At 65.6% G+C, this 11,603-nt stretch carries 10 protein-coding genes, 1 pseudogene and 1 riboswitch; of the genes and pseudogenes, 9 read left to right on the top strand and 2 right to left on the bottom strand.

All coding sequences use genetic code 11. From position 1 onward, the window contains the following. Positions 1 to 22: 22 nt before the first annotated feature. Positions 23 to 973, bottom strand: coding sequence for a prolyl aminopeptidase (gene pip / locus ASC45_RS09950; RefSeq protein WP_055450873.1), 951 nt, complete (start codon positions 971 to 973; stop codon positions 23 to 25). An 80-nt stretch (positions 974 to 1,053) separates the two neighbouring features. Between pip and ppnP the strand changes: the two genes are divergently transcribed. From ppnP to metF, 8 genes and pseudogenes are all read left to right on the top strand, one after another. Next, positions 1,054 to 1,380: a pyrimidine/purine nucleoside phosphorylase gene (gene ppnP, locus ASC45_RS09955; RefSeq protein ID WP_055450874.1), complete on the top strand. Its 327-nt coding sequence runs from the start codon at positions 1,054 to 1,056 to the stop codon at positions 1,378 to 1,380. 16 nt (positions 1,381 to 1,396) lie between these two features. Continuing rightward, a complete protein-coding gene (gene argG, locus ASC45_RS09960; protein ID WP_055450875.1) occupies positions 1,397 to 2,737 on the top strand; it encodes an argininosuccinate synthase in 1,341 nt (446 codons plus the stop codon). A 116-nt stretch (positions 2,738 to 2,853) separates the two neighbouring features. Then, positions 2,854 to 4,275 (top strand): HDOD domain-containing protein, encoded by a 1,422-nt coding sequence (locus ASC45_RS09965; RefSeq protein ID WP_167344849.1) that lies wholly within the window; start codon positions 2,854 to 2,856, stop codon positions 4,273 to 4,275. 22 nt (positions 4,276 to 4,297) lie between these two features. Next, positions 4,298 to 4,645: pseudogene (locus tag ASC45_RS09970) on the top strand (type II toxin-antitoxin system VapC family toxin); the annotation flags it as partial. 332 nt (positions 4,646 to 4,977) lie between these two features. Next, entirely contained in the window at positions 4,978 to 5,931 is a 954-nt protein-coding gene (corA, locus tag ASC45_RS09975) for a magnesium/cobalt transporter CorA (RefSeq protein ID WP_245610019.1), read from the top strand. Between the two features lie 65 nt (positions 5,932 to 5,996). Beyond that, entirely contained in the window at positions 5,997 to 6,650 is a 654-nt protein-coding gene (locus ASC45_RS09980; RefSeq protein WP_055450878.1) for a LysE family translocator, read from the top strand. Positions 6,651 to 6,703: 53 nt separating this feature from the next. Further along, a riboswitch (S-adenosyl-L-homocysteine riboswitch) is annotated at positions 6,704 to 6,830 on the top strand. A 59-nt stretch (positions 6,831 to 6,889) separates the two neighbouring features. Next, a complete protein-coding gene (gene ahcY, locus ASC45_RS09985; protein ID WP_055450879.1) occupies positions 6,890 to 8,308 on the top strand; it encodes an adenosylhomocysteinase in 1,419 nt (472 codons plus the stop codon). A gap of 5 nt (positions 8,309 to 8,313) precedes the next feature. Then, complete coding sequence (gene metF / locus ASC45_RS09990; RefSeq protein WP_245610020.1) at positions 8,314 to 9,153, top strand: methylenetetrahydrofolate reductase [NAD(P)H]; 840 nt, start codon at positions 8,314 to 8,316, stop codon at positions 9,151 to 9,153. On the opposite strand, the gene ASC45_RS09995 is transcribed toward metF, so the two are convergent. Next, positions 9,150 to 10,373, bottom strand: a complete 1,224-nt coding sequence (locus ASC45_RS09995) for an MFS transporter (RefSeq protein WP_055450881.1) — start codon at positions 10,371 to 10,373, stop codon at positions 9,150 to 9,152. The two genes, metF and ASC45_RS09995, sit on opposite strands and share 4 nt — an antisense overlap. A gap of 124 nt (positions 10,374 to 10,497) precedes the next feature. Between ASC45_RS09995 and apbC the strand changes: the two genes are divergently transcribed. Next, positions 10,498 to 11,589: an iron-sulfur cluster carrier protein ApbC gene (apbC, locus tag ASC45_RS10000; protein ID WP_055450882.1), complete on the top strand. Its 1,092-nt coding sequence runs from the start codon at positions 10,498 to 10,500 to the stop codon at positions 11,587 to 11,589. The last annotated feature ends 14 nt before the right edge of the window (positions 11,590 to 11,603 follow it).

Genomic DNA, 11,603 nt, shown 5'->3' on the forward strand with positions numbered 1-11,603 from the left:
TCGGGCGGAAGTTCCGCCCGCCTCATCCTGCCGCAAACCGGTCCGTCGCCTCGATCAGCCGCGACAGAATGCCCGGCTCGTTGTAGGCGTGACCGGCGTCGGGCACGAGCTGGAAATCGGCCTGCGGCCAGGCGCGATGCAGATCCCAGGCGGTGCGCACCGGGGTGCAGGCGTCGTAGCGGCCTTGCACGATGACGCCGGGGATGCCCGCCAGCTTGCCCGCATCGCGGATGAGCTGGCCCTCGTCCATCCAGCCCGCGTGCACGAAGTAATGGTTCTCGATGCGCGCGAACGCCAGCGAGAACGCATCCTGCGCATGTTGCGCGACGTTTTCCTCGCTCGGGAGCAGGCGGATGGTGCGCCCCTCCCACACGCTCCAGGCGCGGGCGCAGACCAGTTGTTCTGTCGGGTCGGCGCCGGTCAGACGCTTGCGATAGGCGCCGATCAGATCGCCGCGCTCGGCGGGCGGAATCGGTGCGACGAAATCCTCCCATAGGTCGGGGAACAGCCAGGACGCGCCTTCCTGATAGAACCAGAGCAGTTCCGCGCGCCTGAGGGTGAAAATCCCGCGCAGCACGAGTGCCGACACGCGCTCGGGGTGAGTCTGCGCATAGGCCAGCGCCAGGGTGCTGCCCCAGGAGCCGCCGAACACCAGCCAGCGCTCCACCCCCAGCAGAGCGCGCAGCCGCTCGATGTCGGCGACCAGATGCCAGGTGGTGTTGTTCTCCAGCGCGGCGTGCGGCGTCGATCGCCCGCAGCCGCGCTGGTCGAACAGCAGCACGCAATAGCGCTTCGGATCGAACAGACGGCGGTGATCCGGCGAGCAGCCCGAGCCCGGTCCGCCGTGCAGAAACACTGCGGGTTTGCCCTGCGGATTGCCGCAAAGCTCCCAATAGATCAGGTGGCCGTCGCCGGTGTCGAGCAGGCCGGTCTTGAAGGGTTCGATGGGCGGGTAGGGGGTGCGCAAGGTCATGGATGGAGCCAAATCGGGGGGCAAGGGCTGCCCGGCTCTCTAGAATAATTGCTTCCCTTTCCCCGCGTCCCCGCCCACCCATGAGCACCACCCAGATCGACGGCGCTGCCGTCAACCCCAAAGCCAATGTCTATTTCGATGGCAAGTGCGTCAGCCACAGCATCACCCTGGCCGACGGCCGCAAGGCGTCCGTCGGTGTGATTCTGCCTGCGACCCTCACTTTCGGCACCGGCGCGCCTGAAATCATGGAAGGCGTGGCCGGGGCGTGCGAGTATCGTCTGCCCGGCACCGACACCTGGCAGCGCGCTGGCGTGGGCGACAAGTTCAGTGTCCCCGGCAACACCCGGTTCGACATCCGCGTGGCCGAAGGCGAAACCGCCTATCACTACATCTGCTACTTCGGCTGACCGGGAAGCAACGCTTATGGCCACCATCCTGCAAAACCTGCCCACCGGGCAAAAAGTCGGCATCGCCTTCTCCGGCGGCCTTGACACCTCCGCAGCGCTGCTGTGGATGAAACAGAAGGGCGCCCAGCCCTACGCCTACACCGCCAACCTGGGCCAGCCCGACGAGAGCGACTACGACGAAATTCCGCGCAAGGCCATGGCCTACGGCGCTGAAAAAGCCCGCCTGGTGGACTGCCGCGAGCAGTTGGCGCACGAAGGCATCGCCGCCATCCAGTGCGGCGCCTTCCACATCAGCACCGGCGGCATCACCTACTTCAACACCACCCCGCTGGGCCGCGCCGTGACCGGCACCATGCTGGTGGCCGCCATGAAGGAAGACGATGTCAACATCTGGGGCGACGGTTCCACCTTCAAGGGCAACGACATCGAGCGCTTCTACCGCTACGGCCTGCTGACCAACCCCAGCCTCAAGATCTACAAGCCCTGGCTGGACCAGACCTTCATCGACGAACTCGGTGGCCGCAAGGAGATGAGCGAGTTCCTCATCGCGAACGGCTTCGACTACAAGATGTCGGTCGAGAAGGCCTACAGCACCGACAGCAATATGCTCGGCGCCACGCACGAAGCCAAGGATCTGGAACATCTGAATTCCGGCATCCGCATCGTCAACCCCATCATGGGCGTGGCGTTCTGGAAACCCGAGGTCGAGGTCAAGGCCGAGGAGGTGACCGTGCGTTTCGAGGAAGGCCGCCCGGTTGCCCTCAACGGCCAGACCTTCGCCTCGCCGGTCGAACTGTTCATGAAGGCCAACGAGATCGGCGGCCGCCACGGCCTGGGCATGAGCGACCAGATCGAGAACCGCATCATCGAAGCCAAGAGCCGCGGCATTTACGAAGCCCCCGGCATGGCGCTGCTGCACATCGCCTACGAGCGTCTGGTCACCGGCATCCACAACGAAGACACCATCGAGCAATACCGTATCAACGGCCTGCGCTTGGGCCGTCTGCTCTACCAGGGCCGCTGGTTCGACCCGCAGGCCATGATGCTGCGCGAAACCGCCCAGCGCTGGATCGCCCGCGCCGTGACCGGCGAAGTCACGCTGGAACTGCGCCGCGGCAACGACTACAGCATCCTCGACACCGAGAGCCCCAACCTGACCTACGCCCCCGAGCGTCTGAGCATGGAAAAGGTCGAAGATGCCCCGTTCAGCCCTGCCGACCGTATCGGCCAGCTCACCATGCGCAACCTCGACATCACCGACACCCGCGCCAAGCTGGGCATCTACGCCAAGACAGGGCTGATTGCGCTGGGCGAAGGCGCGAGCATGCTGCGGCTGGAGGGGGAGAGAGGGGAGTGATCGTGGGGATGCAACAAGGTTAGTCCCCTTTTTCATAGAGTCCCCGAGTGGGCCGACAGGCCTACGAGGGTCGATTTCGCCAGCTCTCGGTCAACATGCCCACCGCGGATACGCTGATGACGCAAGACGCCCAGACCTTCCGCGAGTTGGGCCAGCAAATCGCCGCTACCGATCTTCCCGCCTTTGGCGCGACCTTGGCGGAGATGTTCCGCGCCGTCGACGGGGACGACGTCTCGGTTCACCAGATGACCGAGATCATCCTGCGTGATCCGGCGCTCACCTCCATGGTGCTGCGGGCGGCCAACGCGGCGTACCTCGGCCTGTCCGGTCATGCTCGGGTGGCCACGGTCAGCCGTGCGGTGGTGCTCCTGGGCATCAACACGCTGCGCTCGCTTTGCGTTTCGGCCATGGCCGTGGAGAGCATGGCCACAGCCAACTCGTTTCGCCACCGGGTGCAGGCGGCGCTGGGCCGTGCGCTGCATGCGGCGGTGCAGGCCCGCGACATCGGCACCGCGCGCGGACTGCGCCGCGACGCGGCCGAAAAGCAGTTTGTCTCGGCCATGCTGTCGAGCGTGGGCGAAATGGCCTTTTGGTGCCATGGCGCCCAATTCGCGACCGCACTCGACGCCGCGCTGCAATCGGGCATGGACGGTGAATCGGCCGAAAAGGCGGTGCTCGGCACCACGCTGCGGCAGTTCAGCCGCGAACTGCACCGAGCGTGGAAGCTCGACGGCGTGCTGGTCGATACGCAGGACGTCGATCAGGCCCTGCAGCTGAGTCGGTGCACGCAAAAGGGATGGGATACGCCCGAATCCGTCCGGACCATCAAGGACATTGCTGGCTACCTCGGGCAAGCGCACGAGGTGACATGCAAGCGTCTGCAAGCCAATGCCGAACAGGCGACCCTGCTTGCGGCCGCGCTGGGCGCTTGCGAAGCCGCGCAGTACATCCAGCTCCCAGCCGCCGATGCCGCCGAATCTGCCGCGCATCCGTTGATGGCGGCGGCCGAGGCCATGCCGCCCGCTGACGAGCCCCCGGCCTTTCCGGATCAAGACCCCGCGCTGCAGCTACGCATGCTGGCGGAAATGGGGCAAGTGGTCAGCAGCAGGCGCGAACTGCCCATGTTGTTCGAAGCCTGCCTGGAAGGCATGCACCGTGCGGTCGGTCTGGACCGCTGCGCGCTATGCCTGATCACGCCGAACCGCACCCACCTGGTTGCGCGGCTGACCGCGGGTCTCGATGCCAGCGAACTCCGCTCCCGCATGCAGTGGCCATGGACCCCGGAACTCGAGGCCATGCTGCCGCCGCAGTTGGTGCGCGCGTTCAGTGCGGCCAACCCGCCGCCGCGTGCACTGCACGAGTCCACCGGCACCGCGGATTGCCTGGTCGCCACGCTGACCGTCGACAAGAAAGTGATCGGTCTGTTTTATGCCGACCGCAAACCCTCGGGCCGACAGATCGCCGAATCCATCGTGGATGGTTTTCGCGGCTTCGTCGCGCAGACCGAACTGATCGTGCGCGGCCTGCCGCGGGGGTAGGCTCTTCAACGAGCACGCCGGGCGTATGGCGATCTTAGCCATCGCTTTGAGCGAGCTTTTTCACGCTGCGGAAAAGAACGCCAAGGTGACACAGAACCTGGCCGTGGTCGAAGAGTTCGCCAGCTTGCTGGAGGTGCTGCCCTACAGCGCGAAAGCATCGCAGCACTGCGGCACCATCCGCGCTGATCTCGAAAGGACGGTGCGTCCCGTCGGTGTGAACGACCTGAACATCGCAGCCCACGCCCGCAGCGAAGGGCTGACCCTGATCACCCATAATGTGAGCGAATTTGCGCGGGTACCGGGTTTGTTGCTTGAGAACTGGGTGGTAGGCAAATGGCAAGGGTTGCTGCTGCAAATGCTACGAAGCTAGACCTGACCTCGGTTGTGCGGTTGTGCGGACCCGGTTGTGCGAGTGACCCCGGTTGTGTGCGCGGCTGTTCATTCACGCTGCCGAAGCGGCGCAGGCGTTGTGGCTGGTCACGCGTGACGTCAACCTGCAGGAGGCGCATGCGTCCCCAATCGATTGCGCATCCTCACAACAGTTCAGGCCGTGCGGCATGCCGAGTTTCCGTTGCCTGCGTGGCGCCGCGAAGAACGCTGACGTGCGGTGGAAAAATAGCCCGCTGCTCTGATGATTTCAACCGATGAAAAACCATGCTTCCCACTGACACTCCCAGACCCGATAGTCCCGTCCGTGCCTGTGTGGCCTATGACCGAAGCGGCAAGCGGGTGGGTGACATCGACCTGGAGTCGATCAGTGACGTGCTGACTCAGCCCGATCGCTTCGTCTGGGTGGGGCTGTACGAACCCGATGCAGCCCTGCTGGCTCAGATGCAGCATGAGTTCGGCCTGCACCCGCTGGCGGTGGAAGACGCTGGCAAGGCGCACCAGCGGCCCAAGCTGGAGGCTTATGGCGAATCGCTTTTTGTCGTGGCTCGCACGGCCTCGCGCAGCGGTGTGCATGTGCGGTTCGGCGAGACGCATATTTTTATGGGCCGCAACTACATCCTCACCATCCGGCATAGCGATTCGTCCGGCTATACGACGGTGCGTCGCAATGCCGAGCAGACGCCGGCGCTGCTGGCGCTGGGGCCGGGGTATGCGCTCTACGGGGTGCTCGATGCCATCGTCGATGGTTATCTGCCCATCGTCGAGGCGTATCGGGCCGAACTGGAGGAACTGGAGGGCGAGATCTTCGCTCGCCAATGGCGTCGCGGCACGCTCAAGCGGCTGTACGCGATGCAGCGCGAACTCACCCGCCTGCGGCTGGCCGTGGCGCCCTTGCAGGACGTCTTGGCGCAGCTTCAGCGTCTGCCGGGCGACGTGATGCCCGAGGCCATGCGGCCTTACTTCCGAGATGTGAACGACCACGCCAACCGCGTCAACGACACGGTGGGCGCGCTGCGCGAAATGCTCTCGGCGGCCATGAACGTCTCGGTGTCTCTGGTGACGCTGGAGCAGAACGAGGTGGTCAAGAGGCTGGCCGGCTGGGCCGCGCTGCTGGCCGTGCCCACGCTGCTCACGGGCTGGTTCGGCATGAACTTCCATCACATGCCCGAACTGGACTGGCGCTGGGCCTACCCGTCGCTGATCGTGTTCACCCTGGCTTTGTGCGGCGGGCTGTACTACTGGCTCAAGCGGTCCCGCTGGCTGTAGCTGCGCCCGTCCTATGCTGCGCTGACGTCTTGCCCTAGCCCGACAGAATCCTAGGTTTCCCGCTCATGCCCGACATCCACCACTTCGCCTTGTTTCTGCTCTCGGGACTGCTGCTCAACATGACCCCGGGCGCGGACATGCTGTTCATCATGTCGCGCAGTGCCGGGCAGGGTGTGCGCGCCGGGGCTATGGCGGCGCTGGGTGTGGGGGCGGGTTGTCTGGTGCACGTCACCGCGACCGCCGTGGGGCTGTCGGCGCTGATTGCCGCGTCCGACGCCGCGTTCGGCGTGGTGAAGTGGCTGGGTGCGTTCTACCTGGTGTGGCTGGGCATCGGCCTGCTGCGCAGCCGCGCGGGCTCCAATCTGCCGGACGATACCCGGCGTTTTCCATCGCGCTCGGCCTCGCTTCGTGCGGTCTTCGGGCAAGGGGTGCTGACCAATGTCCTCAACCCCAAGGTGGTGTTGTTTTTTCTGGCCTTTCTGCCGCAGTTCGTCGGCCCCTCGACGCAGGGGCAGGGCTGGGCCTTTCTTTTGCTCGGCGTGGTGTTTACCGTGAACGGCACCTTGTTCAATCTGGGCGTGGCCTGGGCCACGGCGCGGGTGCGCCGGCGCATGGCGGACATGGGGCGCATGCAACGTCTGGCGCTGTGGGTGCGGCGGCTGACCGGACTGGTCTTCGTCGGCCTGGGGCTGCGTCTGGCTTTGGCGTCGCGGGTGTGACGCGGCTTTGGGCCCGACAGACGCTCGGCACGGGCCAACGATAGAATGCGGCCTTGCCCGAGGAGCGTTGCAACGCACGGCGCGCGAGCCCTTCGCCGCCCTGTGCCAGGCTCGGGACTTTGATCGCAGGCCGCTTCTTTCTCCTTGCTGGCGGCTTTCCTTCAACGGCGCTCACCCAACCCGTGCCGGGCGCGGGATGCGGTGTGCATCCGTTCCCGGCCACTTTGTTCGGAGTTTGTATGAACGCTGTGGTCGATTTGAAGAATTTTTCCGATTTCTGCATTGCCGACATCGGGCTGGCCGACTGGGGCCGCCGCGAGATCGCCATTGCCGAGAGCGAGATGCCCGCGCTCATGGCCATCCGCGAGGAATACGCCGCCCGCCAGCCGCTGCGTGGCGCGCGCATTACCGGCAGTCTGCACATGACCATCCAGACGGCCGTGCTGATTGAGACCCTGCAGGCGCTGGGCGCGCAGGTGCGCTGGGCGTCGTGCAACATCTTTTCCACCCAGGATCACGCCGCCGCTGCCATTGCCGCCAACGGCACGCCGGTGTTCGCGGTCAAGGGCGAGTCGCTGGAAGACTACTGGGACTACACCCACCGCATTTTCGAGTGGACGGATGGCGGCTACTCGAACATGATCCTGGATGACGGTGGCGATGCCACCCTGCTGCTGCACCTGGGCGCGCGTGCCGAGACCGACGCCGCCGTGCTCAATCACCCGACCAGCGAAGAAGAGCGCGTGCTGTTCGCCGCCATCAAGGCCAAGCTGGCAAAGGACGGCAAGTGGTATTCCACCCGCCTGGCGCATATCAAGGGCGTGACCGAGGAGACCACCACCGGCGTGCATCGCCTCTACCAGATGCACCAGCGCGGCGAGCTGAAGTTTCCCGCGATCAACGTCAACGACAGCGTGACCAAGAGCAAGTTCGACAACCTCTATGGCTGCCGCGAGAGCCTGGTGGACGGCATCAAGCGCGCCACCGACGTGATGATCGCGGGCAAGATCGCCGTGGTCGCGGGTTATGGCGATGTGGGCAAGGGCTCGGCGCAGGCGCTGCGCGCGCTGTCCGCGCAAGTGTGGGTGACCGAGATCGACCCGATCTGCGCCCTGCAAGCGGCGATGGAAGGCTACCGCGTGGTGACCATGGACTATGCCTGCGAACACGCCGACATTTTCGTGACCGCCACCGGCAACTATCACGTCATCACCCACGATCACATGGCCCGCATGAAAAACCAGGCCATTGTCTGCAACATCGGCCACTTCGATAACGAGATCGACGTCGCGGGCATCGAGAAGTACCAGTGGGAAGAGATTAAGCCGCAGGTCGATCACGTCATCTTCCCCGATGGCAAGCGCATCATCCTGCTGGCCAAGGGGCGGCTGGTGAACCTTGGCTGCGGCACCGGCCATCCGAGCTATGTGATGAGTTCGAGCTTCGCCAACCAGACCCTGGCGCAGATCGAGCTGTTCACCAAGACCTGCGAGTATCCGGTGGGTGTTTACACCCTGCCCAAGCACCTCGATGAGCATGTGGCTCGCCTGCAGCTCAGCACCCTCAATGTGCAGCTCACCACGCTGACCGACCAGCAGGCCGCCTACATCAACGTGCCCAAGGACGGCCCGTACAAACCGGCCCACTACCGGTACTGATGCGCATGGACTCCAAACCCCCGGTCAGCCTGAGCTTCGAGTTCTTTCCGCCCAAGACGCCCGAAGGTGCGGACAAGCTTTGTGCCGTGCGGCAGCGTCTGTATGCGCGTCGGCCCGAGTTCTGTTCCGTGACCTTCGGCGCCGGCGGCTCCACCCAGGAAGGCACGCTGCAGACGGTGCGCGAAATCCTCGCCGAAGGCGTGGACGCGGCGCCGCATCTGTCCTGCATCGGCGCCAGCCGCGACTCGGTGCGCGGGCATCTGCACGCCTTTCAGGCTGCGGGCGTCAAGCGCATCGTGGCGCTGCGCGGTGACCTGCCTTCGGGCTATGGCATCGGCGGCGAGTTCCACCACGCGCGCGATCTGGTGGCGTTCATCCGAGAAGAAACCGGCAGCGCGTTTCACATCGAAGTGGCCGCCTATCCCGAGATGCATCCGCAGGCCAGGAGCCCGCTCGACGATCTGCGGCATTTCGCCGACAAGGTGCGCGCCGGGGCGAACTCGGCCATCACGCAGTACTTCTTCAGCGCCGCGGCCTATCGCCGTTTCGTCGATGACGTCCGCGCGCTCGGCCTGGACGTGCCGGTGGTGCCGGGCATCATGCCCATCACCAATTCCAGCCAGCTTCTGCGCTTCTCGGAGGTCTGCGGTGCCGAGATTCCGCGCTGGATACGTCTGCGTCTGCAAAGCTACGGCGACGACCGCGAGAGCATCCGCGCTTTTGGCAGGGAAGTCGTGAGCAGCCTGTGCGAAGAGCTCATCGCCAGCGGCGCGCCGGGGCTGCATTTCTACACCCTGAATCAGGCCGAAGCCACGCTGGCGGTGCTCGACGATCTCGGGCGCTAAACCCTGTTGCGTGGCCCGCTGGCGGCGTGCAGCAGCAGCGCCGCCAGCGCGAAGCCCCCGCCCGCAGCGGTCACTGCGGGCCAGCCACCGGCCGTCCAGGCGTGGCTGGCGACGAACGATCCGATCGAGCCACCGATGAAATACAGCGTCATGTAGACGGCGTTGATGCGGCTGCGCGCGGCCGCGTCCAGAGCGTAGATGCGGGTCTGGTTGGCGATCTGCGCGCCCTGCACACCGGCGTCGAGCACCAGCACGCCGGCGATCAGCCACCACAGGCCATGCGTGCCGGGAGCGAACACCGCCCATGACAGCAGGGTCAGGGCCAGGGTCACGAACAGCACGCGGCGCGGGCCGCCCGGCTTGTCCGATTGCCGCCCGGAAATCGGCGCCACCGTCGCGCCCATGATGCCCAGAATGCCGAAGGCGCCGACCACCGCGGGCCCGAAGCCGTAGGCCGGGCTCTGCAGCAGCGGCGTCAGGCCGACCCAGAACACGCTGAAGCTGGCGAAGAAAAGCCCGCCGGTGAGCCCGGCAAAGCGCAGATCGCGGTGGCGACGAAACTGCTCCAACGTGGAGCCCAGCAGCGCCGCATAGCTGTGCCCCGCTGCCGAGGTGTCCACGGGCAGGCGCGGCAGCACGCGCCAGAGCATCAGCCACATGCCGACGTTCACCGCCGTGGCGAACACGAACACCGCCTGCCAGTCCAGCACATTGGCAATCGCCCCGGCCAGCACCCTGCCGCCCAGAATGCCCACGAGCAGGCCGCTCATCACCAGGCCGATGGCCTTGCCGCGAGCCTGCGGCGGCGCCAGATGCGCCACCATGGGAATGATCTGCTGCGCAATGCTCGAGAGCATGCCGATGGCGAACGAGGCGATCGCCAGGATGGCGACACTGGGCGCCAGCGCAGCGCCGATCAGCGCGGGGACGAGCAGCGCCGCCATGACCAGAATCACCCGGTGCCGCGGGTGGCGGTCACCCAGCGGGCCGAGCAGCATCAAGCCGGCGGCGTAGCCGATCTGCGTGGCCGAGGGCACCGCCGCCACACCCGCCACGGTGGTATGGAACTGCTGCGCGAACTGCTCCAGCAGGGGCTGCGCGTAGTAGATATTGGCCACGGAGATGCCGCAGGCCACCGCCATATAGCCGATGAAATGGCGGGATAGGGGCGCGTGCGCGTCGGCCTGCGAGGCTGTGGTGGAGGTGGTGGTTGAAGACATGGGAAAAACCGTGTGGAAGCTGCATTGTCGTGGCGCTTAGGCGCGGCTGCACGGCAGGGGTCATCGCGAAGCGGCCAGCGGCTCTACACTGCCAACACTTCGTGTTTTCTTCAGACGTTCGACCATGTCCCAAGTCATCGATCCCGCCATTCAGGCCGCCGTGCAATCACTGCAAGATCCGCAAACCGGTAAAACGCTGGCCTCCGAGAAGGCCATCAAGAATCTGCAGGTGGAGGGCGGCGACGTGTCGCTGGAGGTCGAACTGGGCTATCCCGCGCGCAGCCTGCATGCCGATCTGCAGAAACAGATCATCGACACGCTGCGCGCCGTGCCCGGCGTGCGCAACGTCTCGGTGACGGTGCGCAGCCGCGTGGTGCCGCACGCGGTGCAACGCGGCCTCAAACCGCTGCCCGAAGTGAAGAACATCATCGCCGTCGCCTCGGGCAAGGGCGGAGTGGGCAAGAGCACCACGGCGGCCAATCTGGCGCTGGCACTGGACAGCGAGGGCGCGCGCGTGGGTCTGCTCGATGCCGACATCTACGGCCCGTCGCAGCCCATGATGATGGGCGTGTCCGGCCAGCCGCAAAGCCGTGACGGACAGAGCATGGAGCCGTTGGAGAACTACGGCGTGCAGGTCATGTCCATCGGCCTGCTGATCGAGGCCGACAACCCCATGATCTGGCGCGGCCCCATGGCTACCCAGGCGCTGGAGCAGCTGCTGCGGCAGACGGCGTGGCAGGACCTCGACTACCTCATCGTCGACATGCCGCCAGGCACCGGCGACATTCAACTCACGCTCAGCCAGCGCGTGCCGCTGACCGGCGCCATCATCGTCACCACACCGCAGGACATCGCCCTGCTCGACGCGCGCAAGGGCCTGAAAATGTTCGAGAAGGTCGGCGTGCCGATTCTGGGCATCGTCGAGAACATGGCCATGCACGTGTGCTCCAACTGCGGCCATGTCGAGCACATTTTCGGCGCGGGCGGCGGCGAGAAAATGAGCCGCGATTTCGGTGTCGATTACCTCGGCGGCCTGCCGCTGGACATCCGCATCCGCGAACAGGCCGACAGCGGCCGTCCCACGGTGGTCGCCGATCCCGATGGCGCCATTGCCCAGAGCTACAAATCGATCGCCCGCGCAGTTGCGGTGAAGGTGGCGGAACAGGGCCGTGATTACACGGCCAAGTTTCCGACCATCAGCGTGCAGAACAGCTGAGACTGGTCGAAGCC

Source organism: Thiomonas bhubaneswarensis, assembly GCF_001418255.1.
Classification (GTDB): domain Bacteria; phylum Pseudomonadota; class Gammaproteobacteria; order Burkholderiales; family Burkholderiaceae_C; genus Thiomonas; species Thiomonas bhubaneswarensis.